This window comes from Aeromonas sp. FDAARGOS 1407, from assembly GCF_019048725.1.
Classification (GTDB): Bacteria; Pseudomonadota; Gammaproteobacteria; order Enterobacterales; family Aeromonadaceae; genus Aeromonas; species Aeromonas enteropelogenes.
In genome coordinates this window covers 4,604,787-4,630,332 of the sequence record NZ_CP077399.1, presented here as the reverse complement: position 1 = coordinate 4,630,332, position 25,546 = coordinate 4,604,787, and the positions used below count along the sequence as shown (strand labels likewise).

Here is a 25,546-nt window from a genome sequence, read left to right as displayed (position 1 = left end):
ACAGCGTTTGTTGAACCTTGATGGATATCTCGCTGCCGATAAGCACAGCGACGAATCCCGACGCAATCCGGGACCCAATAGAGGGAAGTTGGTTTGGTGGCCAGCCTTCAAAGCACCATGGGCAGACCGCTGTCGGGGTGGTGGAGCACCTGGGCCGGATAGTCGTAGAGGCGGGCAATCAGCGCCGGGGTCAGCACCTCGGCCGGTGTCCCGTCCGCCATCAGTTTTCCCTGTTCCAGCATCACCAGCCGATCGGCGTAGCGGGCCGCCAGATTGAGATCGTGCAGCACCACCAGCACGGCGGTGTTGCGGCTCGCCAGGGCGCGGGCCATGGTCAGCAACTGGTGCTGGTATTTCAGATCGAGGGCCGAGGTGGGCTCATCCAGCAGCAGCAGGCGCGGTTGCTGCACCTCGTCAGGGGCTTGCCAGATCTGGGCCAGCACCCGGGCAAACTGCACCCGCTGCCGCTCGCCGCCAGAGAGGCCGGGATAGAGCCGCTTGGCCAGGTGTTCTACCCCGGCGTGGGTCATGGCGGCCAGCACTATCTCGTCGCGCCGTTTGGCCAGTTCGCTGTGGGGCAGTCGCCCCATGGCCACCACCTCCTCACACAGAAACGGAAAGTTGAGCGACGAGCTCTGCGGCAAGACGCCGACCCGGTGGGCCAGCTGGTTGCTATCCCAAAGCCGGCGATCCTGGCCAAACAGAGTGATGCTGCCTTCGTGCTCCAGTTCACCGGTCAGGCACTTGAGCAGGGTGCTCTTGCCCGCCCCGTTGGGGCCGAGCAGGGCGGTCAGGGTACCGCTCTCGAGGGTCAGATCCAGCCTGTCGAGGATCCGGCGCTGGCCGCGGCGCAGGCCAAGCTGCTGACAGGTCAGGAGGGGGGAGGGGGCAAGATGATCCATAGCAATCCGTCTTAGAGGGCGCGACGGCCCTTGATCAGCAACCAGATGAAGAAGGGGGCGCCCAGGAGGGCCGTGATGATGCCCACCGGCAATTCGGCCGGGGCCAGCAGGGTGCGGGCCAGCATGTCGGCGCCAAGCAGAAGGGCGGCCCCCAGCAGGGCCGAGAGTGGCAGAAGCCTGACGTGATTGGGCCCCGCCATCAGCCGCACCAGATGGGGCACAACCAGACCGACGAAGCCGATCATGCCGGAGACGGCCACCGCCACGCCGACGCCGGCGGCAGTGAGCAGGATGAGGCGGCGCTTGAGCGCCTGCACATCCACTCCCAGGTGGCGCGCTTCCCCCTCGCCAAGCAGCAGGGCGTTGAGCGGATTGGCATCGCGCAGGAAGAGCCAGATCAGGATCGCCAGGGTCAGCAGCGCCAGTGCCACATCCGCCGGTTTGCCCGCTGCCAAAGTGCCCATCTGCCACAGGCTCAAATCCCTCAGCATCTGGTCGTCGGCCAGATAGGTGAGCAGGCCGATCACGGCGCCGGAGAGCGCCGTGATGGCGACCCCGGCCAGCAGCATGACGGTGACCGAGGTGCCTCCCTCCCGGGTGCCGAGCAGATAGACCAGGGTCGTGGTCAGCGCCCCGCCGAGAAAGGCGAGCAGAGGCAGCAGGCCGATCCCCAGAGTGGCCTGCCACTGCTGGCTGAGGGGAGTCAGGAGCACGATGGCAAGCGCAGCCCCGAGCGCCGCACCGCCCGAGACCCCTATGATGCCGGGGTCGGCCAGCGGATTGCGAAACAGCCCCTGCATCACGGCGCCGCAGAGCCCGAGTATGCCTCCCACCGCGATGCAGAGCAGGGTGCGGGGCAGACGGATCTCCTGCACAATCAGCAGCTTGTGCGCTGCAATCCCGCTCTCCTGACCGACCAGCAGCGCCTTGATGCTCTCGCTCATGGTGAGGGCCATGGGGCCGGTTGCCAGAGAACCGAGCAGCAGCAGGGCCAGCAAGGCCGTAGTGATGGCCAGCAACCAGGGGAGGGGCAGGCGCATCATGATCCCTGCTTGATCCACTGGGCGATCTGGTTCGCCTGCTGCAGTGAGTTGAGGCTCAGCCCCCCTTGCAGGGCGTGACCGTCGATGGCGTGAATGGCCTTGCGCTTGCCGGCCGGAGTGGCCGCCAGGGCGGGCACTTCTGCCAGCACGCTGGCCGGATCGGCATACTGCTGCCAGTCGCGGCCGCTTACCAGCACCAGGTCGGGTTGCATTTCGATCAGGGATTCGGCAGAGACGGGCTTGTAGTTGCGCAGGCTGGCGACCGGATTGATGCCGCCCGCCAGTTCGATGAGGGCGTTGGCGGTGGTATCTCCACCCGCAATGCTGGTGGGTTGTCCCTTGTGCAGCAGCAGGAAGGCGACCTTGAGCGGCTTGTTCTGTTTGGCCTGGGTCGCCAGCTTGTCAGTCTGGGCCCGGATCTCGGCCTTGAGTCTGGTGCCGGCCTGCTTATCCCCCAGCAGAGCGGCCAGGGTGTCGATGCGCTCGGTGAGGTTGGCCAGGGTAGGGGCCGTTTTCAACACGTCCACCTTGACGCCGGCGCGGCGCAGTTGATCCAGCGTGGGCGCCGGGCCCATCTCGTCACTGCCGACCACCCGGGTCGGGGAGAGGCTCAGGATTCCTTCGGCTGCAAGGGCGCGGTGGTAGCCCACCCTTGGCAATCCCTTGGGCAGCGGACTGCTGACATCGGTGGCGATCAGGCTGGGTTCACCGCCCAGCGTGAGGATGAGTTCCGTGGTGGCCGGACCTATGCTGACGATACGTTCTGTTGGAGTAGCCGATACCGCCAGAGGGGCAAGGAAGGCTGAGCAGCCCAACAGGGTGAGTGCGAGGGCAAGACGACGGCCCATGCTAACCTCCGAAAAGGATCAATGAAACGGGTGTGTCGCCGAGAATATCAAGGCCACAATAAAATTGCACCGATAATGATAGCAATTATCAATTGCATTGAGTTTGGTGCTTTATTAGAGTAGCCGCCATGATGAATAGCGGGGCGAACGGGCCTCGCAGAGGGAGAGAACATGAGTATTGCACAACGCATTCATGCGATGCTGGAACAGGATCCCGGCGCTCATCCGTCAACATTGGCGGCCCAGTTGGCCGTCAGCGAGTGGGAGGTGGTGCGCCATCTGCCAGCCGAGCTGGTGACCCTGTTGCCACCGGAGCGTGCCCAGGGGCTGCTGGAGGATCTGGCCGACTGGGGGCCGGTGACCACCATAGTCGAATCGGAAGGCTCCATCTTCGAGGTCAAGGCGCCTTTCCCGAAGGGCAAGGATGCGCGCGGCTATTACAACCTGATGGGGCGTGATGGAGAGCTGCACGGCCACCTCAAGCTCGACAGGGTGGTGGGGATTGCGCTGGTCAGCAAGCTGTTCATGGGCAAGGAGGGGCACTCGTTCCAGTTCTTCGCCGAGAGTGGCCGCTGCATCTTCAAGATCTACCTGGGGCGTGACGAGAAACGCCAGCTGCTGGCGGATCAGGTGACCCGTTTCATGTCCCTGCGCCACCCGTCTCAAGAGGAAGTCAAAGCATGAGTGAGCGTCAGGAACGTCTGCAAAACCGCCTGCAACCGGAGATCCGCGAGTTTCGCGACCACTGCCGCACCCTGCAGCTGGCCACGGTCGACAGCGAAGGCAATCCCAATGCCAGCTATGCCCCCTTCGTGCTGCAGGAAGATGGTTACTATGTGCTGATCTCCGAGATCGCCCGTCACGCCCGCAACCTGCAGCAGGTGCCCAGGGTATCGCTGATGTTGATCGAGGATGAAACCGGTGCTCGCGAGCTGTTTGCCCGCAAGCGCCTCACCTTCGATGCGATGGCCGAAGTAGTGGCCCGCGACGATGTGCGCTGGGAGAAGGCGGTCGGTGCGCTGGAAGGGCGCTTTGGCGAGATTGTCCGCGGTCTCTCCAATCTCAAGGATTTCGTGCTGTTTCGCCTCAAGCCCGAGCAGGGGTTGTTCGTCAAGGGCTTCGGTCAGGCGTTTCGCGTCTCAGGCGACGAGCTGGTGGACTTCGTCCATCTGGTGGAAGGGCACAAGCGCATCGACAATGGCGCCGAGCTGACCAGCCCGGCCGATGCACCTCTCTGAGTGCCAGCCATACCATGACAAAACGGGCAGCCAGTGGCTGCCCGTTTTCATTGATATCTTGCACCGGTGCGCAGCGCCTCAATCCTGCCAGGTGCCCCTGTTCGGGAAGGCGCCACGGTCGGCCTCGGTCGCCGTCTCGTTGCACTCCCCCCGCAGCCGCCAGGAGTTCTGGCTCAGCACTATGTAACCATCGCGGCAATATTGCTTGCGGGCCAGGGTCTCGGTCAGCAGATCCTGTTGCAGCTCCTCCCGCTGCTCCAGCAGTCGCTGGTGCTGGGCGGCCGAAAGCCCGCGCGGCAGGGTGTCGTTGGGCGCGGCTTCGAAGGTGAAGCGCTTGCTTCCCTCTTCGCTGATATGGGTCAGGAACAGGGGCTCAGGCCCGTCATAACCCTGCCCGGGCAAGCCGGAGCAGGCACTGAGCAGGGGAAACAGCAGCAACAGGGTGACAGGCAACAGGCGCACGACAGACTCCGGTGAAAACTAAACGAGGCTCGCAGATTAACATGGCTGCACAGCGGGTGTTACTGCCAGCAGCTCATCCGTGCTGAGCAGGGTGACACCGCGCCCCTGCGGCAGGCTGAGGTGGCGCCACATCCAGTTGTGATGCTCGATGATCTGCGCCGCGCCCAGGTGGGGACGATCGGCCGTGGTATGGCCATCGTTCAGCACCAGCACCTCGAAGCCGTGGGAAGCCGCGCTGCGTACTGTTGTATCGACGCAGAAATCGGTGGCACACCCGCAGAGAATGAGTCTGTCGACCGGTTGTTCGGCCAGCAGGAAGGCGAGCTCGGTATCGAGGAAGCTGTCACAGCCCTCCTTGCGTACCCGGCTCTCCCCCTTGGCCGGTTGCAGCGCCGGATGCAGTTGCCAGCCCGGAGTGCCCGGTACCAGCTCGCTACCGGGCGGGCCATCGTGCTGGACGTAGATGATCCGGCCATGGTGCTGCCTTATATAGGCCGCGGCACGGTTGATATTGGCCAGTACCTGCTCCTGGCGGTAACGGGGCTCGGTGAATAACCCCTGCTGCACGTCGATGATCAGTAACACGTCCATATATGCTCGCCGTCTCCTTGATGATTAGGGTTGCAGCCACTGGCTGCAGTCACGGCTGCGGGATTGATGCAGCGCCCCCATATCTTGCTTCATCTCGGCACTGCTTTGCCAGCGTGCCGGCAGCGGCATGACGGTGACTGTCACATCGGCAGGGCGCCCGGCGGCGGGCGTGTCGCCGGTTTGCGGCACTATCAGGGCCACCTTGAGCGCCGGATTGCGGCTGGCGATGCGGCTGGCGAGCCCCAGGCCCCCCTCCACATGGAAGTTGCCGGCGATATGCATGATCTGCCGGCCCGGGTGGCTGGCGAGGTAATCCACCATGCTTTCTGCCATGGTGTCGTCCCAGCTGGTCTGGGCGGCGAAACGGCGGGCGTTGCTGTCGGCATCGCCGTGGTGCATGGAGGCCATAAACTTCTGGCGATAGGCATCACTCCCCAGCGTCAGCTTGCGAGCCAGCTGGCTGCGCCGGTTGGCGGGAAGCTTGTCCAGCCATTCGGGCCCCTCCTGGCCGACACAGCTCACCAGAGGTTTGGGGGCATTGGCGGCGATCACTGGCAGCCGATGGGTTTTGGCAAATTCCACCAGGGGGCGGTAGTCGCTTGGGTAGTTGGGCCAGGCATGGCCTTCGCGGATCAGCGCCGCTTCGCCGATGCGCCCTGCCAGATAGGCATCCAGGGTAGCCTGATCGGCCCGGCTGAACTGCTCCATGGAGAGGATTAGCTGCCGCCTTGTCTGTGCGGCGCTGTCATTCAATCCGGCCAGCAGGCGGGATTGCAGCAGATGGATGGCGGGGTGCGTGTGCAATTCGCCCACCAGTATGATGTCGGCATCGGCCACACGGGCGATGGCCTGCTCCAGAGTGAGGGGATCCTGCCGATCGCTGCTCAGTTGGTAGTCATAGAGGGTCTGCAACGATGCAGGTGGTACGGGTTGAGTGGCACAGGCCGCCAGCAACAGGGGCAGGGCGAGCAGAGGGAGTCGTTTCATCATGGATCTCACGGCAAATGGTTCGGGATGCGCAGGCATCGCGGATGAAAAACAGGATTAAAGAGTAACAGCCGCCGACAGTGTAAGAGCAAGAAGTTCGCTTTCAAATGATAATGATTCTTTTTATTGATCTTTGTTTGGTGGTGAGTAATATGCGCCTTGATTGATAACTATTCTCAACAAGGATTCGCTGTGACCCATCATAACTCACTCTCTCTGGTTGCCATGGCTGTGGCAGCAGGGCTTTCCACCCCACTCTTTGCCGCCAGCCACCAGGCGGATGAAGTCGTGGTCGTCAGCGGCTCACGGATGGAGCAAAAACTGGAAGATGTTTCCGGTCCCATCTCGGTGATCACCGCCAAGCAGATTGAAGAACAGGTAGTAACCGATGCCGCCGATCTGTTCCGCTACGAGCCGGGCGTGACCGTGCTGGGCGGTCAGGGGGATGCCCAGACCTTCATCATTCGTGGCATGGGGGAGAACCGGGTCAAGGTGGTGCGTGACGGCGTGCGCCTGAACGATGCCTACAGCAAGGGGGGCGTGGGTCAGAGCTATTTCGACACCGACATGATCAAGCAGGTGGAAGTGGCCAAGGGGCCGGCTTCTGCGGCGTATGGTTCAGATGCGCTGGGGGGCGTCATCGCCATCACCACCAAGGATGCCGGCGACTTTCTTAAAGGCAGGGACAGCTATCTGGACGTGACCAGCGGCTATGCCTCTGGCAGCCACCAGACGATGGCAGGCTTTACCGGCGCCCTGCGTACCGGCGAGGTGGAGAACCTGCTGCGCTATACTTGGCGAGATGGTGGCGTGACCCAGAATTATGACTCCAGCAAGAGCGATTTCGATATCGGTACCCACGCCCTGCTGCTCAAGAGCAAGTGGAACCTATCCGATGAGCAGTTCCTCAAGCTGACCGTCGATTACCTGACCGATGGCGAGGAGCCGGATGCCATCAAACTCAACAAGGTGGGTACCGGCACTGCCCGCGTCTTCGAGCAGCCCATCACCGACAAGCAGACCGACAACCTCTCCCTGGTGCTGGATCACGGCATCGCGCTCAGCCTCGGCTGGGCCGATCGGATGGACAGCAAGGTCTACTACTCCCGCACCAAGCAGACCCTGGATCAATATGCCTCTTCCAAGTACCCGGTCAGCCCGGGCAACCCCTATGTGACCAAGAACTCGCTGGACAACAACGAGTTTGAGCAAACTAGCGCAGGAGCCCAGCTGCAGTTCCACAAGGCGATTGGCAATCACCGCCTGGCCTGGGGGGCCGAGTACGAACACACGGACAACGAGCGATCCCGTTACAAGGGGCCCACCACCCCGGGGGATTTTGTCGGCTACAACGAGCTGAGTTTCCCCTCAACTACCAGCGAGCGTGGCTCACTGTGGGCTTTTGACGAGATCAAGTTTGGCGAGCGCTGGGTGCTGACGCCGGGGGCACGCTACGACTACTACCGCATGACGCCGGACAATGATCCTGCCTACACCGGAGACAAGCTGCACAAGTTCTCCGAAGGGGAGCTGTCGCCCAAGCTGGGCCTGGTATTCAAGGCCCATGAGGCGGCCAACCTGTTTGCCCAGTACAGCCATGGCTTCAAGGCGCCCATGTATGACACCGCCTTCTCCACCCTTAATCACCAGGCCTACGGCTATCGCATCGAGCCGAATCCGAACCTCAATCCGGAGAGCAGCGACGGCATCGATCTCGGCGTGCGCGGCAGCAGTCACGGTCTGAGCTACGAAGTCTCCGGCTTCTACAACAAGTTCGATGATTTCATCGAGATGGTGCAGGTGGGCACGGAAGGCAGAACTTCCGTCTATCAGTATCAGAACCTGAGCAAGGCTACCACCAAGGGGGTTGAAGCCAAGGCGGATTACTGGCTGAACGACATCGTCAACGTCTGGGGCAACCTGGCCTATATCGAAGGCAAGGATGGGGATGGCAACTACATCAACAGCCTGAGCCCGCTCAATGGCAGCGTAGGGGTGCGTCTCGAACAGGAGAAGTGGAACTTCAACACGGCGCTGCGTTTTGCCGACGACATGGACAAGGTTCGCAAGGACAGCAAGGGCAACGAATACGTCAAGAGCGCAGGCTGGGGCGTAGTGGACATGTATGCCCAGTTCAATCCGATGGCCGATCTGCAGCTCAACGTCGGTGTCTTCAACCTGTTTGACAAGGAATACACCAGCTATGAGCGCATCGCCGGTCGCGCCGAAGAGTCGGACAATAGCGCCATGACCGAGCCTGGCCGCAACCTGAGTGCACGGATCAAGTACGTCTTCTAAATAACAAGCAGCACACGCAGCCATGAGGGGATCAGTGATCCCCGCACACATCCCCGCCCGATCCGGCGGGGATTTTTTATTTCTGCTTCAGTGACAAGGATTGACGCGAGGCCACAGAAAAGTGGCTGGCACCTTGGTCGCACAGGGGGAATGTTGGTAATGGGGGGGTATCGAGACCATCTTGGTAGTCATAAATGCTGATATGCGCAATATCTTGCTTTCATGATGACATTTATCACTGCCATTGCAGTATTTGGTAGTTCGGGGAGCTGGTTTGCGCGAAATCTTGCGTAAGAAGTGGTGATGGGGACGGGAGTTTGTTTTTATCTATATGATATTTATATTGTTTTTGGTTTGGCATGGAGGCTGCTAATAGATTCGCTCGAGTGCTATCTCATTTCACTAATCTATCAGGAGCATATCCATGCCAACTCCATGTTATATCAGCATCGAAGGTAAAACCCAGGGCAACATCACCGCGGGAGCCTTCACCTCTGACTCCGTCGGCAACATCTTCGTGCAAGGCCACGAAGACGAGATGCTGGTACAAGAGTTCCAACACGTCGTGACCGTACCGACCGACCCGCAATCCGGCCAGCCGGCTGGCCAGCGTGTCCACAAGCCGTTCAAGTTCACCGTGGCCCTGAACAAAGCGGTACCGCTGATGTACAACGCCCTGGCTTCCGGTGAGATGCTGCCGAAAGTGACCCTGAAGTGGTATCGCACCTCCGTCGAGGGCAAGCAGGAGCACTTCTTCTCTACTGTGCTGACCGATGCCACCATCGTGGATATCGACTGCCAAATGCCGCACTGCCAGGACCCGGCGAAGTCTGACTTCACCCAGCTGATCCAGGTCTCCATGGCATACCGCAAGATTGACTGGGAACACACCGTTGCCGGTACCTCTGGTGCTGATGACTGGCGTGCTCCGATCGAGGCTTAATTCTCGATTTCTTACTTTGGTATTCCTTGTAAGTAGTTATGTGTCTTTTGGTCGGTTGAGCAACCGGCTTCTTGTACTGTGCATTTTCTCCGGTCTGCCTGTGGGCAGGCTGGAGCTTTTCTGTTTTGCCATCCCTGATGCAATGACTGCGCAGGGATGGCAAAGCAATAAAGGTGTCCTGTGATGCAGACACAATCAGCACGTGATTCATTGCCTGCCTTATCTTTGGTTGCATTTTATGAACCGGAGAGGGCGGGCGCGTGGTGTTTTGGAAGGGTCGGGCATATCCAGGTCAGACAGTGGCGAAGGCTTTGGCATTGCCGGGCCGTGACAAGGGTGAGAGAGCATGGCTAATCAAACCGGATTGCAGTTTACCGTCAAGGTGGGGGCGCTGCCCGAGGGGACCTTCGTGGTGGCCGAGTTTGCCCTGGAAGAGGCGCTGAACGGCCCGTTCCAGCTGCGCCTTGATTTGGCGAGCCCCCAGCCAGATATCGATTTTGCCGCCGTGCTGGACCAACCCTGCGAGCTCCTGGTGTGGTACCACGGCGAGCTGCAGCGCCGGGTGTGCGGGGTGGTCAGTGATTTTGCCCTGGGGGATAGCGGCTTTCGCCGCACCCGCTACCAGCTGCTGGTGCAACCGGCCCTGTGGCGGCTGGGGCTTCGCCACAACTCGCGTATCTTCCAGGCGCAAAAGCCCGATGAAATCCTCTCCATCCTCTTGCAAGAGCACGGCATCACCGACTACGCCTTTGCCCTGAAAAACGAGCACGCCCAGCGGGAATACTGCGTCCAGTACCGGGAAACCGACCTTGATTTCCTCAATCGCCTCGCCGCCGAGGAGGGGATGTTCTACTTCCATGAATTTGAGCAAGGCAAACACCGTCTCGTGTTTGCCGACGACGCGGCTGCATTAACTGCCGGCCCCGAGCTGTTCTTCAACCTCGGCAACCGTTCCCTCGAGCAAGGCGCCTATGTGCGCCAGTTCCACTACCGTGAGGCGGTGCGCACCTCGGATGTGGAGCTCAAAGACTACAGCTTCAAGACCCCGGCCTATGGGCTTTCTCACAAGAAGCTGGGGGCCGAGCTTGAGCATCAGCGCCAGAGCTATCAGCACTTCGACTACCCGGGCCGCTACAAGCAGGACCCGAGCGGCAAGGCGTTTGCCCAACATAGACTCGATGCGCTGCGCAATGACGCCGTAACAGGCCAAGGCAAATCCAACAGTGCGGCCCTGCTGCCGGGGCAGTATTTCTCCCTGACCGAACACCCAAACGCCAACCTCAACAGCGACTGGCAAATCGTCCATATCCGCCATACCGGCCAACAGCCGCAGGCGCTGGAAGAGGAGGGGGGCAGCGGCCCGACCATCTATCACAACGAATTTGGTGTGGTGAAGGCGAGCACCACCTGGCGGGCCCGTATTGGCAGCCCGCAAGCGCCCCACAAACCCATGGTGGACGGCCCGCAGATTGCCATGGTGGTGGGCCCGGAGGGAGAGGAGATTTACTGCGACGAGCACGGCCGGGTCAAGCTGCAGTTCCCCTGGGACAGATATGGCAGCTCCAATGACCAGAGCTCCTGCTGGGTGCGGGTGAGTCAGGGCTGGGCGGGCGGTCAATATGGCATGATGGCCATTCCGCGCATCGGCCATGAGGTCATCGTCTCATTTCTGGAAGGGGACCCCGACCAGCCTATTGTGACGGGGCGCACCTATCACGCCACCAACCGGCCACCCTATGAATTGCCGGCCAACAAGACCCGCACCGTGCTGCGCACCGAGACCCATCAGGGTGAGGGTTTCAACGAGCTGCGTTTTGAAGACCAGGCGGGGCAGGAAGAGATTTACCTGCACGGTCAGAAAGACCTGAACGTACTGATTGAGAATGATGCGGCCTGGCATATCAAGCACGACGAGCACAGAGACATCGACAACGAGCGGGTGACGCGCATCAAGGCCAATGACCACCTGACGGTGGAAGGTGAGAAGCGGGACCATATCAAGGGTGACCATTCGCTCACGATAGATGCCAGCATGCACCAGAAGCTGGGGCAGTCGTTGCTGGTGGATGCCGGACAAGAGGTTCATATCAAGGTCGGCGATAAACTGGTGCTGGAGGCGGGCTCCGAAATCACCCTCAAGGGGGGCGGCAGTTTCGTCAAGGTCGACCCCAGTGGCGTCAAGCTGGTCGGCCCCGGCATCAAGCTCAATGCAGGCGGCAGTCCGGGCTCAGGCTCCGGCTGGGCAGGTCAGGCTCCGGTAGTGCCCAAAGGGGTAGAAGTGGTCAAGGCTCCCGATGCGGTGGAGTTGGTCAAGGCCGTACCCACCGAAAAAGCGATGGAAGCACTGCTCAAGGAGCAGGAGCCTGTAGAGAAAAAGCCCAAGGCCTTCTACCTCTTTTCTGAATAAGGACGCAGCATGAAGTTTGCATTTCCTATCCTCACCGCAGCAGGGGAAGAGTTCAAAGACGTCAAGGCATTGACTGCGCTGATCAACGGTGAGAAATCCGGTCACTATCTGCTCGGTAATCACAACAAGTGGCACGGTGGCATTCATATCAGCGACCAGAGTGCCCCCTGGTGCAAGGATAAGTATCCCGTCAGGGCGATTGCCGATGGCAAGGTAGTGGCATTCCGGATGATGAAGGATTACTTGACCTCTGAATTTCAGGGCGAATCCCTGCGCTATTCCAACTGCTTTTGTCTGGTGCAACATGAGTATTGTGAAATCAATGCACAGACCAAGGCGAAAAATGAATTCACCTTCTATTCGCTCTATATGCATCTGCTGCCCTGGGATCACTATCAGACCGCCGATAAGCTGGTGCTGAAAAAGGGATGGAATGCGCGCAATTCCGTTCCTCATGCCAATCAGCAGCGTGCCGATGCCGCCTTGCCCCGTTTCGCGCTGCCCAAGGATACCGAATTGGAGATGGACAGCAGTACGCCATCCCAAAAGGGGAGTGTCGGGGGCAAGGAGTATGACTTCATCAGGGTGACCATCAAGAGCAAACTTTCCAATGCCCAGATGAAAGAGGCCGAGAAGGCGGGAGTATTGGTCAGTGAAGGGAGCTCGGTCTGGATCGCCAATAGTCCGGACGCGGTCGAGGCGATTAAACCCAATCTACCGAGCTGGCTAGATGACCAGATAGAGGCCGAATTACTGAAGAATATGGCGGGGCGTGCCGATCCCGTCCCGGATGACAAAAGCGGTCGTCTGATGGCAGGCAGTGGCTGCGTCTCACTGCCTGTGGGTACCAAAGTGCAGTATGATGCGCACCAACTCGAATTCCATTGGATGGGTGACAAGGCGCGCAAGATGGCGAGATGCAACTATGTGACGCCGAGTGTGGAGGGTGCACCAGGTCGCTGTGGTGTTGCCTGGGTGTGCGTCGAGGATGAATTTATCAAGGTGAATGTACGCGTCCCCTCCCATCTCGGCGAGCTCTATGTGCTGCCTTCGCCAGTCGCTATCGCGGCGGGTGACACCATGGGTTACCTCGGTCTGGTGGAAACGCCGGGTTCCCTCATCGGAGGGAAACAAAGCAAGCATCAGGTCCATCTTGAGGTATTTACTCAGGACCCTCGTCTTGACGATGTGCTGGCCAACAAGGCCGGTACCAAGGGGGGCGGCGTTGTTGCCCAAATCGATGAAGCTTGAGTGGAACTAACTGAGGACTCGGTGATCTGATCATCACCATCCTCTTCAAGTCTGCATTATGGGCACGTCGCTTCACCCCATCACCAACTGGCCTAAATACAACAAGTCTTTGATTAATCGTGGTTCACTCACCTTCTGGGTTGATGCCGAGGCCATGAGCAACTGGTTTCACCACGACCATCATGGACGGCGGGGCCGTAGCCAGCTCTACACCGACCAAACCATCGCCACCTTCCTGATGCTCAAGGGGATGTTCAACCTCACTCTGCGGGCAACCCAGGGACTACTAGACTCCCTGTTCGAGTTGATGAATGTGCCGTTGTGTGCACCGGACTATAGCTGTGTCAGCAAGCGAGCACGTACGGTGACAGTGGCCTATCGACAGCCCCCAAAGGGACGCATTACCGACTTGGTTATCGACTCAACCGGGCTGAAGGTGTTTGGTGAAGGCGAGTGGAAGGTCAGAAAACACGGCGCCGAAAAACGGCGAGTCTGGCGCAAGTTGCATCTGGCAGTAGACCCGGTAACCCACGATATCGTGGCGGCGGAGGTGTCATTAGAAAATGTCCATGATGCCGAGGTGTTGCCGACCTTGCTCAATCCACTGCGGCGCAAGCTGGGACGAGTTTATGCAGATGGCGCCTATGACAGCAAAGCCAGCCATCAGCTTATCTCGCGCAAAGGGGCGACAGCCTGTATCCCGCCTCGCAAGAGCGCGGGGTTATGGAAAAAAGGACATCCAAGAAATGACGTTGTGCTGGTGATACGCAAGGAAGGGCTGGCGCACTGGAAGAAGATATCGGGGTATCACCGTCGCTCACTGGCAGAGACGGCGATGTATCGGTTCAAGCAGTTGCTGACGGGGAAAATCAGTCTGCGTAACTACAATGGTCAGGTGGGAGAAGTCATGGCGTATGTCAGCGCCATAAACAAACTGAATACCTTGGAACTACCTGTCAGACAGCCCCGAGTGTAGCGGTCACCCAGGGCAGGCGAAGTCATGACTTTCTGGCTAATTTGGGAAACAACGCCAAGGGGGGCACTACCTATGCCAAGATTCCGGCGGATCTGATCCTCCATGAGATGAAGAACAGGGTGTGGGTCGCCACCGATGGCAAGAGTCAGGAAGAATTGGTTGAATCCCCCAAGATAGAGAAAGATGCGGCAAAGCAGGAGTGGGTCTGCATCTCATCAGGGAAATATGTCAAGAAAGAGCAAGTCGAGCTGCTGAGTCAACATGATTGGCTGAAGATTGGTTTTAAAAAGGTCGATGGTTCAGGCTCCGACGGCTATCTGGATCCCGAGGCGCCACCGACCTTTTTTAGCGATTTGGTCAACAGCTTCGATACCGACAAGAGTGGCGAGCTTAGCAGTGAAGAGATTAAGGCTGCCTTGCAAAATAGCGGCAATAGAGAACAGCTGAACAAGCTTATCGTCAAGCATCCCAGTGAGTGGTATGAAAAATCGTCAGCCAGTAGTTATCTATGGTTGGACAAGTTGATGGCCAAAATTGGCTTGCCTGATTTTGACCAACTGGTGGATCACGAAAAGCAGCGCATTGATAAGCTGGAATGGATGCAGAGTGCTACCAAGTTGAAATTTGACAAGGAGGTTTTTCATATTTATCCGCTGTCAATTTTACAAAAAAATATTCACTCTTTGTCAATAACTTATGAACAGTTGCATTCTATATTTCCTAAGGCTAGTAAAAAAGACTTAGATATTGTCCTAGATGAGGTGAATAGTAACCTCGAACGGTTCAAATTAAATACCAGAACTAGACAAAGACATTTCTTCTCCCAGATAAGAGGTGAAGTTGGTGTGACAATGGAAGGGAGAACTGAAAGTTGGGAATATTCTCCTGCCGTTCTGAGGTCATTTAGTAGTTACTATAAAGCTAACCCACAAGAATCAGAGGTTGACGGATACAAAAAGGACTCAAAGGGTAGCATAATTCGGAGAGCGGATCAGCAGGCCATAGGAAGAAAACACTTCCAGAAGCTGAATGGAAATCGAGCATCCAATCCGAATGATGGATTCAATTTTAGAGGTAGAGGATTAATACAGATAACTGGTTACGAAAAATATAATGGCTTTAAGTCTGATTATGCATCTTATTGGTCGGGAGATGTCCCTGATGCAGTAGAACAGCCGAACATTATAAATACAATGCCGACCGCAATTAGAAGCGCTTTGTGGTTCTGGTTTAAGTACAAAGTTTATTTATGTGATAATGGTAATGGTTTTGGTGATGTGCCAACTGTGACAAAACGAGTAAATGGAGGCAGTGTGGGCCTCGATGAGCGAAAAGAAGCGTATAAAATCATAGAGACTATTTTAAAATGAAATATCCATCTATATTGCTTATTACAATTTCAGCGTCATATGTTATTAGTGCAAATGGTAACGAAATTAACTTATGCAAATCTGACGAGATAGAGATCGCTGCATGTCAGATAGATGAACCCAAAGAGAGATTGATATCATTTTGCTTAGACAAAAAAAGAGATGTGGTCAATTATAGGTTTGGTAAAAAAAATCTATGGAGTTAACCACTAAATTCACGAATGAAAATCAACTCCAGAGGTGGACTGATGTAGGAACCTATACGGTCTATCTTGGATTTAAACGTGGTGAGTATTCATATTCATTTGGCATTCCACAAGAAACAATAAATGCTAAAGCATTCTTATCTATTAAGAGAAAGGGAGAACGTCTTGGGCATGATAAATTATGCGTAGGTAACTCTTTTGGGGATAAAAACATATCTAGCAATGCCATAATTGATATTGATGATGAGGATGTGAGAAACAGTAGTTTCGATTTTCCTAAATAATGTTTTCATATGGCTCCAATTTAAGGTTGAAGCCATATAATTGAGAGGAGTAAACGTACAGCTTGTACTGTTCTAGTTATCACCTGACACCGGCCTAAAGCCGGTGTTTGTATACGAAACTTTAATGTGAACTTCCTGCAGTATCAATTTCAGACCTTTTTTAACATGTGGTAGGGAGGCTAGCCATCCCATTATTTTTGGTGATGGCCATATTATCCGCTAGGTCGGTTGCAGCAGATAAAAAGAAACCCGCCGGCGGCGGGTGGAAGGATTGCAACACTAACCAGGAGGAGGTGTTATCCAGTAGACCCTACCCCTGCGTAATAGTTCAATTTTATTGAGTTTTTTCATTTTTGATGTCGACTTTGCATCGGGATCTGGGGCTCTGGATCGGTTATCATTCCGGTCCCGTCATCCGGTTGTTGAGGACTTATGCCCGCATTCTCCTGGTTAGCGCTCTTCTTTGGCGCGTTTTACTTTGTCTACGGTGCCTATCTGCCGTTCTGGTCGCTCTGGCTGGAGGGGATAGGGGTGAGCGCCGAGATGATTGGCCTCTTGTTGGGGGCGGGGATGGCGATCCGCTTTGCCGGCAACCTGATGGTGATGGGGCAGATCAAGGGGGCGGGTCACCTGCTGCCAGTGACGCGGCTGCTCTCCCTGCTCAGTCTTCTGGCGTTTCTCGGGTTTTATCTCAGCCACAACCTCTGGTGGTTGGTGGCGCTGACTCTGGTGGCGAACTTTATCTACCCGACCCTGATGCCGGTGGGGGAGGCGCTGGCTACTCGCATGGTGGTGCAGGCCCATCTCGACTATGGCAAGGTGCGCCTGTGCGGCTCCTTCGCCTTTATTGTCGCCTCCACCCTGGTGGGGGCCCTGGTGGGCAATTTTGGCAGCGACTGGATCTTGCACACCATGGTGGCCGGCTTGCTGCTGATGCTGCTGCTCAGCTGGTTGCCGATCCAGCCGGTGCCACAGGATATTCAGGGTGAGCGGGAGCGATCCTCCCTGCTGGATACCCTGAGATCTCCCCAAGTGCGCCGTTTCTTGTTGATCACCGCCCTCCTGCAGGGCAGTCACGCAGCCTACTATGGCTTCAGCGCCATTTACTGGAAGGCACAGGGCTACAGCGGTACCACCATAGGTTATCTGTGGGCGCTGGGAGTGGTAGCCGAGATCTGCATGTTCGCCGCCGACAAGCGCTTCCTGCAGCGCTACGGGGCCCAGATGTTGTTCACAATCGGTGCCATCGGATGTGTGGTGCGCTGGACCCTGCTGGGCGCCTCGACCGAGATCTGGGTGCTGGTGCTTGGGCAGTTGCTGCACTCGGTCACCTTCTGTGTCAGTCATCTGGGGGCGGTACGCTTCATGACGCGAATGTTGCCCGCCGAGCAGATGATCCCCACCCAGTCTCTCTATGCCGCCATTGGTCTCGGCATGACGGTGGCCGCGTTGATGGCGCTGTGCGGCGTGTTGTTCGAGCCCCTCGGCGGCAGCATCTTCTTCCTGATGGTGCTGGTGGTGCTGCCAGTGTTCTTCTTGCGTCTCAGGCCACAAACGGTGGCTGCCTGATGAGGACGTACGTGGCAGGAGGGCCATGTGCTTATCCTGCCCCCATGACTTTTGACCGCCGTCTCTCTAGACTGGCGGTGGTTTGAACCAATTTCCAGGATGGACAAGGGGTTATAGATGCACCAGGGATGGCTGCTGATCGGATTGTCGCTCGCCTATCTCGGCTTGCTGTTTTTGATTGCCTTCGTGGCGGACAAGCACAAACGCCACCGGCTCAAGGGGCAACCCCTGCTCTACAGCCTGTCGCTGGCGGTCTATTGCACCTCCTGGACTTTCTTCGGGACGGTCGGACAGGCCAGCGAATCCCCTTGGTCGCCGGTGCCCATCTATCTTGGCCCCATGCTGGTGTTCCTGTTTGGCTGGCGCCTGCTGGCCCGCCTCATCCTGGTGGCCAAGCGCGAGCACATCACCTCCATCGCCGACTTTATCGCCGCCCGTTACGGCAAGTCCCAGCATCTGGCCATGGTGATCGCGCTGATCGCCATCATGGGCATACTCCCCTATCTGGTGTTGCAGCTTAAAGCCATCGTCACCGGGCTGGATCTGCTGATGGCCAACTCGGTGCCTGCCGGCCCTGCTGGCAATACCGCCGAGCTGGCCCTGGGGGTCACCCTCTTATTGGCCCTGTTCAGCATACTGTTCGGCACCCGCCATCTGGATGCCACCGAGCATCACAGGGGCATGGTGGTGGCCATCGCCTTCGAATCCGTGGTGAAACTGCTGGCCTTTATCGCGGTGGGAGGCTTCGCCCTCTGGCTCATCCTGAGTCAGCCGAGCCCGGAGCACACCCAGGTCACCAGCGATTTCCTGGATGCCGTGGTGTCCGTCTCGCCCGGCAATCTGCTGGAGCTGGCCATCTATACGGTGCTGGCCATGTGCGCCGTCATCTGCCTGCCGCGCCAGTTCCATGTGACCGTGGTGGAGAACAACCAGGGCCAGGACCTGCACTGGGCGCGCTGGATATTCCCCCTTTATCTCTTTGCGATGGGGCTCTTCATCTGGCCGCTGGCGCTGGCGGGCAAGCAGTGGGTAGGGGCGGACATGGCCTCCGACACCTATGTGATCAGCTTGCCGATGGCCCTCGGTTTCGACGGCATGGCGATGCTGGCGTTTCTCGGTGGTACCTCTGCTGCGACCGGCATGGTGATCGTCTGCACCATCGCCCTGGCCATCATGGTGAGCAACGATCTGGTGCTGCCGGTGCTATTGCGCCGCTTCTGGCAGCAGGGGCGGGACGAGCGGCTGGTGCGTCTGCTGCTGCGGGTGCGCCGGGGGGCCATTTTGCTGATCCTGCTGGCGGCCTGGGGGCTCTACCTCTGGCTTGGGGATCTCACCAGCCTGTCGCGCATCGGCTATCTGTCGTTTGGTGCCGTTGCCCAGTTTGCTCCCGCCCTGCTGCTCGGTCTCTACTGGCGACACGGTAATCGCAAGGGGGTCTATCTTGGCCTCGCCCTCGGGGTCAGCCTCTGGTTCATCACCCTGCTGGCGGAGAGCGGCCTGCTGGCCGGTTCGCCGCTGGAGGCCCTGCTGGCCCCTCCCGACTGGCCCGCGTTTCGCGATCTGAGCCTGGGGGCCTGGTGCATCTTCCTGAGCCTGCTGCTCAATGTCATCGGCTATGTGGCCGGTTCCCTGCTGTCGCGGGCGGCGGTGAGCGAGCGGTTGCAGGCGGCCAACTTCGTCGGCAATGCCAGCCGGGATACCACGGCACTCTATCAGGCGCGGGTCTCGGTCAAGGAGCTGGAGATGCTGGCGGCCCGTTTCGTCGGCTCCAGCCGGGTCAAGCGCGCCTTTGGTCGCTTCGCCGGGGAGCATGGCGGCACCCTGGCGCCCCAGATGCAGGCCTCCGCCGAACTTATCGCCCACACCGAGCGGCTGCTGGCGGGGGTGTTTGGCACCTCGTCGGCCCGGCTGGTGCTTGCCTCGGCCCTGCAGGGGCGCAACATGCAGCTCGAGGAGATCGCCACCATAGTGGACGAGGCTTCCGATGTGTTTCGCTTCAATCGCGGCCTGTTGCAGGGGGCCATCGAACACATAGGGCAGGGGATCTCGGTGGTGGATCGGGAACTCAAGCTGGTGGCCTGGAACCGGCGGTATATAGAGTTGTTCCGCTACCCCCCCGGGCTTATTCAGGCGGGGCGCCCCATTGAGGAAATCATTCGCTACAACGCCCAGCAGGGGCTGTGCGGCCTTGGAGACATCGAGGATCAGGTGGCCCGTCGGGTCGCCTTCATGAAGAAGGGGAGCGCCCACATCTCGGCCCGCGAGCGCCCCGACGGCCGGGTGATCGAGATGCAGGGCAACCCCATGCCGGCCGGCGGCTTCGTCATGACCTTCACCGACATCACCCCGTTTCGCGACGCCGAGCGGGTGCTGCGCGAAGCCAACGAACTGCTGGAGGCGCGGGTGGCCGAGCGTACCCACGAGCTCTCCGAGCTCAACCGCCAGCTGCTGCTGGTGAACCAGCAGGTGGAGCGGGCCAACCACTCCAAGAGCCGTTTCCTCGCGGCGGTCAGCCACGATCTCACCCAGCCGCTGAATGCGGCCAAGCTGTTCACCTCCTCCCTGCTGGAGATGCTGCCCGGCGAAGGGGAGCCGGCCCGCATCGCCCGCCATATCGACGATGCCCTGGGGGCGACCGAGGATCTCATCAGCGATCTGCTCGACATCTCGCGCCTCGAGGCGGGCAAGTTCAAGGCCAAGAAGCTCGACTTTGCCCTGCGGGAGGTGTTCGACAACCTCAAGGCGGAGTTTGGCGTGCTGGCCCAGGCGGGGGAGATCCACTTCTCGGTGGTGGAGAGCAAGCTCGCCGTTTACAGCGACGTGCGTCTGCTGCGCCGGGTACTGCAAAACTTCCTTACCAATGCGTTTCGCTACAATCCGGGTGGCCGGGTGCTGCTCGGTTGTCGCCGGGTGGGGGACAAGGTGCGCATCGAAGTGTGGGACAACGGTCCCGGCATTCCGCAGGACAAGCAGGAGGCGATCTTCGACGAGTTTTCCCGCCTCGATCACTCCCGCACCACCCGGGAGCAAGGGCTTGGATTGGGGCTAGCCATCGCCCGCGGCATCTCGCTGGTACTGGGTCATCAACTCACATTGCGCAGCTGGCCGGGAGCTGGCTCGGTGTTTGCCATCACCCTCAATCAGGCGACCCGCCCGGTCACGCCCCAGTTGCCGGTGGCGCCCGTGGTGCGCGACAGCCAGCTGGAGGGGGTGCGGGTGCTCTGCATCGACAACGAACGGGATATTCTGGTGGCGATGGCCTCCCTGCTGGAACGCTGGGGCTGCGAGGTGCGCTGTGCCCTCAACCAGAGCGAGGCCGAGGGGATAGTGGCGGAGGGCTTCGTGCCGAGGCTGGTGCTCTCCGATTACCACCTGGATGATGACAAGACGGGATTGCAGGCACTGGATGGGCTGCAGCAGGCTCATGGCGACCATATCGGTGGCATCATCATCAGCGCCGATCGTAAGAGCGAATTGCAGGCGCAGATCCGCGAGCAGGGTTATGGCTACATCAGCAAGCCGGTCAAACCGCTCAAGTTGCGTGCCCTGATGAACAGCCTTTTATTGCCGCCGCAGTGAGCAGGCTCACAAAATTAATCAAATCATGAAACTGTTCGGTGCGATATGAAGGGGCGGGAATGGCGAGGATTGCCGCATCAATCCTCACCAAATCATGCTTTTTGCCAAACCTGAGTCCCATCTCCTGTCATTTCTGCTAGGTAGCGGTCCGGATCGCCCCCCTCTATAGTCGGGGGGCGATTTTTTATGTCGCGAATGAAGTGTGTTAAGGGCAAACCGATTGAAAAGTCGGGACGCAAAGCTTCCGGTCTAAGGGTCAGCAGTACCTAAGATAGCGGGGCCACCACAGGTCGTTGTGCTCCTTTTGCCAAGGGGGAGCTGCTGTCAGCATTACCTGTCAGGGGCGTCGCCCTTTTCGTTGCAAACATAACGAGATAGGGAAATACAACAATGCCAAGTCCAAAACCAACCATGCTGGCCCTCGCGGTCGGTCTCTTCTGTGCATCTTCCGCCTACGCCGCGCCGCCCGGCAAAGCCACCATCGGCTGGGGCCCCACCAAGTTTTCCATCATCGAGGTGGATCAGGCCGCGACCTCCTACAACAACCTGGTCAAGGTGAAGGATGCCGCCGATGTCGAGGTGAACTGGAATCTCTGGAGCGGTGATCTGGGCCAGACCGCCAAGGTCCTGCTCGATGGCCAGGAGGTGTGGTCCGGCCCCTCCGCTGCGTCCGGCAGCGCCACCTTCAAGGTAAAAAAAGGGGGCCGTTACCAGATGCAGGTGGCCCTGTGCAACGCCGACGGCTGTACCCTCTCCGACAAGAAGGAGATAGTGGTGGCCGATACCGACGGCAGCCACCTGGCCCCGCTCAAGACGTCATTGCAGGAGAACAACAAACCTTACGCCAACAAGTCCGGCAAGGTGGTCGGTACTTACTATGTGGAGTGGGGCGTTTATGGCCGCAAGTTCACAGTGGACAAGATCCCGGCCCAGAACCTGACGCACATCCTCTACGGCTTTACCCCCATTTGCGGCGGGGATGGTTTGAACGACAGCCTCAAGGAGATCGAAGGAAGTTTCCAAGCGCTGCAACGGGCCTGTGCCGGCCGCGCTGACTTCAAGGTGGCGATCCATGACCCCTGGGCTGCCGTCCAGATGCCGCAAAGCGGCCTGACCGCCCACGATGAGCCCTACAAGGGCAACTTCGGTGCCCTGATGGCCCTCAAGCAGGCCTACCCGGATCTGAAGATACTGCCGTCCGTGGGGGGCTGGACCCTCTCCGATCCCTTCTACTTCCTCGGTGACAAGACCAAGCGCGACACCTTCGTCGCTTCGGTGAAGGAGTTCCTGCAGACCTGGAAATTCTTCGACGGCGTGGATATCGACTGGGAGTATCCGGGTGGCCAGGGTGCCAACCCGAAACTCGGCAGCCCGACCGATGGCGCCACCTATGTGGCTCTGATGAAGGATCTGCGCGCCATGCTCGACGAGCTGGAAGCCCAGACGGGTCGCAAGTATGAGCTCACCTCCGCCATCGGTGCTGGTGGCGACAAGATTGAAGACGTGGATTACCGCGCGGCCCAGCAGTACATGGATCGCATCTTCCTGATGAGCTACGACTTCAACGGTGGCTGGAGCAATACCGAGCTTGGCCACCAGACCAACCTCTATCCGGCCAGCTGGGATCCCGATACCAAGTACACCACTGACAAGGCGGTCAAGGCGCTGCTGGGGCAAGGGGTCGAGCCTGGCAAGCTGGTGGTGGGCGCGGCCATGTATGGCCGTGGCTGGACCGGTGTGAGCGGCTATCAGGCCGGCAACCCCTTTACTGGTACCGCGACCGGCAAGGTGAAGGGGACCTGGGAAGATGGAGTGGTGGACTATCGCGATATCGTCAACAACCGCATGGGCAGCGAGTGGGAGAAAGGCTACGACGAGGTGGCCGAAGGGCCCTACGTGTTCAAGGCGTCGACCGGCGATCTCATCACCTATGACAACGACCGCTCGGTCAAGGCCAAGGGGCAGTACGTGCTGGCCAACCAGCTCGGCGGCCTCTTCTCCTGGGAGATCGATGCCGACAATGGTGACATCCTCAACGCCATGCACGAGGGACTGGGCCACGGCGAGGGCATCACGCCGCCTGCCAACAAGCCGCCGGTGGCCAATGCGGGCAGTGATCTCGCTGTCACCGGCCCGGCCGAGGTGACCCTCAATGGTGCCTCTTCCCACGATCCGGAAAGCGGTGCCCTCACCTACAGCTGGAAGCAGGTATCAGGCCCGCAGGCCACCCTGCTCGACGCCAGTCAGGCCAAGGCCCGGGTGGTGCTCGATGGCGTGACAGCCGACATCAATCTGGTGTTCGAGCTGACCGTCACCGACGATCAGGGGCTCTCGGCCAGCGATCAGGTGGTAGTGACCAACAAGGCGCCCCAGCCCAACCTGCCACCCGTGGTGACGGTACCGGCCAGCGCGACCGTGGAGTCGGGCAAGCAGGTGACCATCAAGGCCAGCGTCTCCGATCCCAACGGCGATGCCCTGACGTATCAGTGGAGCGTACCGGCTGGCCTCAGTGCCACCGGGCAGGATAGCCCCACCCTGGTGGTGACCGGTCCGAGCGTGACCAGTGACACGGCTTATGACCTGACTCTGACGGTATCCGATGGTGCCCTGGATGCCAGCGCCAGCAGCCGGCTGACCGTCAAGCCCGCCAGCACGGGTGGCGGTTGCGAGGTCAGCGATCCGGATGCGGCCAACTGGCCAGCCTGGCAGGCGAGCCAGACCTACAACAGCGGGGACAAGGTGAGCCACAACCAGCTGGTGTGGCAGGCCAAGTACTGGACTCAGGGCAATGAACCGAGCCGTACGAGCGACCAGTGGCTGCTGGTGAGCAAGGTTCAGCTGGGCTGGGATGCCAATGTTGCCTACAACGGCGGCGATCTGACCAGCCATAATGGCCGCCAGTGGAAAGCACAATACTGGACCCGTGGCAATGAACCCGGCAAGCATGAAGTCTGGCTGGACGTTGGTGCCACCAGTTGCAACTGATCCTGGTCCATGAAGGCAGGCTCTGCCGCAAGGGATGGCAACCCGGTGCTATGGTGACCGACGGGGTATGTGAGTGACATTGCTGCTTACATCCTGTCCCACAGGGAGCGTCGGCCGCCAAGCCTGACCGGGGAGACTCGTCAGCTGTGAGGCCTTGCCTTGAGCCGAGCCAATCATGGTAGAACCGTAACACTATAAAAAGATGGGGCCTGTGGGCCCCATCTTCATTTGCTGGAGTTCAGGTTTGGCCGTAGAGAGGTTGGCCAGGACAGGACAGCACCCTGGTGGCGCTGCGAGGGGATGTAATTATGTAATTTTACTACTAGGTGTGTGTAATGTTGTCAGCCGTTCACGCGCCATAACGGAAGTAGTACTGGCGGGTTGACGGGGCATACGCGTCTTTCTCGACGACGCCATTTTTGCGGGTCGCACCTTTTAGGTGGAACAGTACAGCCAGATTCTCAAACATGATTAACCTCATCGCTCTGTTATTTATGATTGGTTGTGTGACCTTGGTCACGGTTTGATCCTAGGAGTATCTGTGAGCTGGTTCAACTTTTTGTGTTGTAAATTTACATAAATCATGGAAAGGGTTTTCAAATTCAAAAGCCCTTATGGAAAGGCTTTCATGTCGCCCGTTACAACGCCTGTTACAAGAGGGGCCTGGTGTCCCGGATTGGGAAGCGGAGTCCTTCAGGCTAAGTCGGGAGAAACGGGATAAAACAGCCAGGCATTATGAGGCACTGACCAGTAGGCATTTCATTCTGGCATTACGCCTGTTTTGTGACCAAAAACAGTGAGATAGCTGACCTCTTGCTGGTTAAATCGACGAACTGCTGTAATTTTGACTAAACGCGCTTGTGGGGATTATTTTAGGGTTGACAGCAAAGCGGGTGATGCCTATCATGCGCCTCCGTTGCCGGAGATAACTTCGGTGGCCCGAGGTGAGTTGGGGTTATAGCTCAGCTGGGAGAGCGCTTGCATGGCATGCAAGAGGTCCGCGGTTCGATCCCGCGTAGCTCCACCAAATTCTTCTCGGACAATCTGGAATCAAAGGGGTTATAGCTCAGCTGGGAGAGCGCTTGCATGGCATGCAAGAGGTCCGCGGTTCGATCCCGCGTAGCTCCACCAGATTCTCGATTGTAAATTGCAGTACCCAGGGCAGTGTGGTGTGTACACCCAGGCCGACCTTTGTGGGGTTATAGCTCAGCTGGGAGAGCGCTTGCATGGCATGCAAGAGGTCCGCGGTTCGATCCCGCGTAGCTCCACCATTATTGAAGCCGACAGGCTGACGACAAGCGGCATCCAGAACCGTTTGTCGGGTAGAAAATTTGGGGTTATAGCTCAGCTGGGAGAGCGCTTGCATGGCATGCAAGAGGTCCGCGGTTCGATCCCGCGTAGCTCCACCATTATTGAAGCCGACAGGCTGACGACAAGCAGTGTCCAGAACTGTTTGTTGGGTAGAAAATTTGGGGTTATAGCTCAGCTGGGAGAGCGCTTGCATGGCATGCAAGAGGTCCGCGGTTCGATCCCGCGTAGCTCCACCATCTTCTTATTGGAAGAACGCCAAAGGCCACCGCATTGCGGTGGCCTTTTTGTTTTTCCTT

General features: G+C 58.6%; 18 protein-coding genes, 5 tRNA genes and 1 riboswitch. Of the genes, 17 read left to right on the top strand and 6 right to left on the bottom strand.

Annotation, left to right across the window (positions count from 1 at the left end; all coding sequences use genetic code 11):
- Positions 1-107: 107 nt before the first annotated feature.
- Genes I6L37_RS21680 through I6L37_RS21670 form a run of 3 tightly spaced genes read right to left on the bottom strand, consistent with a single transcriptional unit; the run spans position 108 to position 2,793 of the window.
- Positions 108-902: a heme ABC transporter ATP-binding protein gene (locus tag I6L37_RS21680; protein ID WP_216992939.1), complete on the bottom strand. Its 795-nt coding sequence runs from the start codon at positions 900-902 to the stop codon at positions 108-110.
- Between the two features lie 11 nt (positions 903-913).
- Positions 914-1,945: an iron ABC transporter permease gene (locus I6L37_RS21675; RefSeq protein ID WP_216992938.1), complete on the bottom strand. Its 1,032-nt coding sequence runs from the start codon at positions 1,943-1,945 to the stop codon at positions 914-916.
- Positions 1,942-2,793, bottom strand: coding sequence for a hemin ABC transporter substrate-binding protein (locus I6L37_RS21670; RefSeq protein WP_216992937.1), 852 nt, complete (start codon positions 2,791-2,793; stop codon positions 1,942-1,944). The genes I6L37_RS21675 and I6L37_RS21670 overlap by 4 nt, the downstream gene beginning before the upstream one ends.
- A 171-nt stretch (positions 2,794-2,964) precedes the next feature.
- Here I6L37_RS21670 and hutX point away from each other — a divergent pair, with 171 nt between their 5' ends.
- Both hutX and hutZ read left to right on the top strand, forming a co-directional pair.
- Positions 2,965-3,477 (top strand): heme utilization cystosolic carrier protein HutX, encoded by a 513-nt coding sequence (gene hutX, locus I6L37_RS21665; RefSeq protein WP_216992936.1) that lies wholly within the window; start codon positions 2,965-2,967, stop codon positions 3,475-3,477.
- Complete coding sequence (gene hutZ / locus I6L37_RS21660; protein ID WP_216992935.1) at positions 3,474-4,031, top strand: heme utilization protein HutZ; 558 nt, start codon at positions 3,474-3,476, stop codon at positions 4,029-4,031. Before hutX ends, hutZ begins: the two co-directional genes overlap by 4 nt.
- A 78-nt stretch (positions 4,032-4,109) precedes the next feature.
- On the opposite strand, the gene I6L37_RS21655 is transcribed toward hutZ, so the two are convergent.
- Genes I6L37_RS21655 through I6L37_RS21645 form a run of 3 tightly spaced genes read right to left on the bottom strand, consistent with a single transcriptional unit; the run spans position 4,110 to position 6,074 of the window.
- A complete protein-coding gene (locus I6L37_RS21655; protein WP_026457790.1) occupies positions 4,110-4,493 on the bottom strand; it encodes a hypothetical protein in 384 nt (127 codons plus the stop codon).
- Positions 4,494-4,529: 36 nt separating this feature from the next.
- A complete protein-coding gene (locus I6L37_RS21650; protein ID WP_216992934.1) occupies positions 4,530-5,084 on the bottom strand; it encodes a cysteine hydrolase family protein in 555 nt (184 codons plus the stop codon).
- Between the two features lie 24 nt (positions 5,085-5,108).
- On the bottom strand, positions 5,109-6,074 hold the full coding sequence (locus I6L37_RS21645) for a ChaN family lipoprotein (protein WP_216992933.1): 966 nt from the start codon (positions 6,072-6,074) through the stop codon (positions 5,109-5,111).
- A gap of 189 nt (positions 6,075-6,263) precedes the next feature.
- On the opposite strand from I6L37_RS21645, the gene I6L37_RS21640 reads away from it, so the two are divergent.
- The 15 genes from I6L37_RS21640 to I6L37_RS21570 all read left to right on the top strand — a co-directional run bounded on the left by I6L37_RS21640 (position 6,264) and on the right by I6L37_RS21570 (position 25,486).
- On the top strand, positions 6,264-8,369 hold the full coding sequence (locus I6L37_RS21640) for a TonB-dependent hemoglobin/transferrin/lactoferrin family receptor (protein WP_216992932.1): 2,106 nt from the start codon (positions 6,264-6,266) through the stop codon (positions 8,367-8,369).
- 424 nt (positions 8,370-8,793) lie between these two features.
- Positions 8,794-9,312: a type VI secretion system effector Hcp1 gene (gene hcp1 / locus I6L37_RS21635; RefSeq protein ID WP_010634242.1), complete on the top strand. Its 519-nt coding sequence runs from the start codon at positions 8,794-8,796 to the stop codon at positions 9,310-9,312.
- Between the two features lie 346 nt (positions 9,313-9,658).
- Entirely contained in the window at positions 9,659-11,719 is a 2,061-nt protein-coding gene (gene tssI / locus I6L37_RS21630; RefSeq protein WP_216992931.1) for a type VI secretion system tip protein TssI/VgrG, read from the top strand.
- A 9-nt stretch (positions 11,720-11,728) separates the two neighbouring features.
- Positions 11,729-12,970, top strand: a complete 1,242-nt coding sequence (locus I6L37_RS21625) for a hypothetical protein (protein ID WP_216992930.1) — start codon at positions 11,729-11,731, stop codon at positions 12,968-12,970.
- Positions 12,971-13,028: 58 nt separating this feature from the next.
- Positions 13,029-13,946 (top strand): IS5 family transposase, encoded by a 918-nt coding sequence (locus tag I6L37_RS21620; RefSeq protein WP_216991975.1) that lies wholly within the window; start codon positions 13,029-13,031, stop codon positions 13,944-13,946.
- 41 nt (positions 13,947-13,987) lie between these two features.
- Positions 13,988-15,316 carry a hypothetical protein gene (locus I6L37_RS21615; RefSeq protein WP_216992929.1) on the top strand — a complete coding sequence of 443 codons (1,329 nt, stop codon included), beginning with the start codon at positions 13,988-13,990 and terminating at the stop codon, positions 15,314-15,316.
- Between the two features lie 196 nt (positions 15,317-15,512).
- Complete coding sequence (locus tag I6L37_RS21610; RefSeq protein ID WP_216992928.1) at positions 15,513-15,806, top strand: hypothetical protein; 294 nt, start codon at positions 15,513-15,515, stop codon at positions 15,804-15,806.
- 432 nt (positions 15,807-16,238) lie between these two features.
- Positions 16,239-17,375 carry a 3-phenylpropionate MFS transporter gene (locus I6L37_RS21605; protein WP_042025776.1) on the top strand — a complete coding sequence of 379 codons (1,137 nt, stop codon included), beginning with the start codon at positions 16,239-16,241 and terminating at the stop codon, positions 17,373-17,375.
- Between the two features lie 117 nt (positions 17,376-17,492).
- The gene (locus I6L37_RS21600; RefSeq protein WP_216992927.1) at positions 17,493-20,954 is read left to right on the top strand and encodes a PAS domain-containing hybrid sensor histidine kinase/response regulator; all 3,462 of its coding nucleotides are present in this window, start codon (positions 17,493-17,495) and stop codon (positions 20,952-20,954) included.
- Between the two features lie 200 nt (positions 20,955-21,154).
- Positions 21,155-21,242, top strand: a riboswitch (cyclic di-GMP riboswitch).
- A gap of 102 nt (positions 21,243-21,344) precedes the next feature.
- Positions 21,345-23,939: a glycosyl hydrolase family 18 protein gene (locus I6L37_RS21595; RefSeq protein WP_216992926.1), complete on the top strand. Its 2,595-nt coding sequence runs from the start codon at positions 21,345-21,347 to the stop codon at positions 23,937-23,939.
- Positions 23,940-24,890: 951 nt separating this feature from the next.
- Positions 24,891-24,966 (top strand) — tRNA-Ala (locus I6L37_RS21590).
- Between the two features lie 28 nt (positions 24,967-24,994).
- Positions 24,995-25,070, top strand: a tRNA-Ala gene (locus tag I6L37_RS21585).
- Between the two features lie 64 nt (positions 25,071-25,134).
- A tRNA-Ala gene (locus I6L37_RS21580) sits at positions 25,135-25,210 on the top strand.
- Between the two features lie 62 nt (positions 25,211-25,272).
- Positions 25,273-25,348, top strand: a tRNA-Ala gene (locus I6L37_RS21575).
- Positions 25,349-25,410: 62 nt separating this feature from the next.
- A tRNA-Ala gene (locus tag I6L37_RS21570) sits at positions 25,411-25,486 on the top strand.
- The last annotated feature ends 60 nt before the right edge of the window (positions 25,487-25,546 follow it).

What these genes read in the sequence shown, in the direction of transcription:
- I6L37_RS21680 (WP_216992939.1), bottom strand. Translation starts at nt 902, where the DNA reads ATGGATCATCTTGCCCCCTCCCCCCTCCTGACCTGTCAGCAGCTTGGC.
- I6L37_RS21675 (WP_216992938.1), bottom strand. Translation starts at nt 1,945, where the DNA reads ATGATGCGCCTGCCCCTCCCCTGGTTGCTGGCCATCACTACGGCCTTG.
- I6L37_RS21670 (WP_216992937.1), bottom strand. Translation starts at nt 2,793, where the DNA reads ATGGGCCGTCGTCTTGCCCTCGCACTCACCCTGTTGGGCTGCTCAGCC.
- hutX (WP_216992936.1), top strand. Translation starts at nt 2,965, where the DNA reads ATGAGTATTGCACAACGCATTCATGCGATGCTGGAACAGGATCCCGGC.
- hutZ (WP_216992935.1), top strand. Translation starts at nt 3,474, where the DNA reads ATGAGTGAGCGTCAGGAACGTCTGCAAAACCGCCTGCAACCGGAGATC.
- I6L37_RS21650 (WP_216992934.1), bottom strand. Translation starts at nt 5,084, where the DNA reads ATGGACGTGTTACTGATCATCGACGTGCAGCAGGGGTTATTCACCGAG.
- I6L37_RS21645 (WP_216992933.1), bottom strand. Translation starts at nt 6,074, where the DNA reads ATGATGAAACGACTCCCTCTGCTCGCCCTGCCCCTGTTGCTGGCGGCC.
- hcp1 (WP_010634242.1), top strand. Translation starts at nt 8,794, where the DNA reads ATGCCAACTCCATGTTATATCAGCATCGAAGGTAAAACCCAGGGCAAC.
- tssI (WP_216992931.1), top strand. Translation starts at nt 9,659, where the DNA reads ATGGCTAATCAAACCGGATTGCAGTTTACCGTCAAGGTGGGGGCGCTG.
- I6L37_RS21625 (WP_216992930.1), top strand. Translation starts at nt 11,729, where the DNA reads ATGAAGTTTGCATTTCCTATCCTCACCGCAGCAGGGGAAGAGTTCAAA.
- I6L37_RS21620 (WP_216991975.1), top strand. Translation starts at nt 13,029, where the DNA reads ATGGGCACGTCGCTTCACCCCATCACCAACTGGCCTAAATACAACAAG.
- I6L37_RS21610 (WP_216992928.1), top strand. Translation starts at nt 15,513, where the DNA reads ATGGAGTTAACCACTAAATTCACGAATGAAAATCAACTCCAGAGGTGG.
- I6L37_RS21605 (WP_042025776.1), top strand. Translation starts at nt 16,239, where the DNA reads ATGCCCGCATTCTCCTGGTTAGCGCTCTTCTTTGGCGCGTTTTACTTT.
- I6L37_RS21600 (WP_216992927.1), top strand. Translation starts at nt 17,493, where the DNA reads ATGCACCAGGGATGGCTGCTGATCGGATTGTCGCTCGCCTATCTCGGC.
- I6L37_RS21595 (WP_216992926.1), top strand. Translation starts at nt 21,345, where the DNA reads ATGCCAAGTCCAAAACCAACCATGCTGGCCCTCGCGGTCGGTCTCTTC.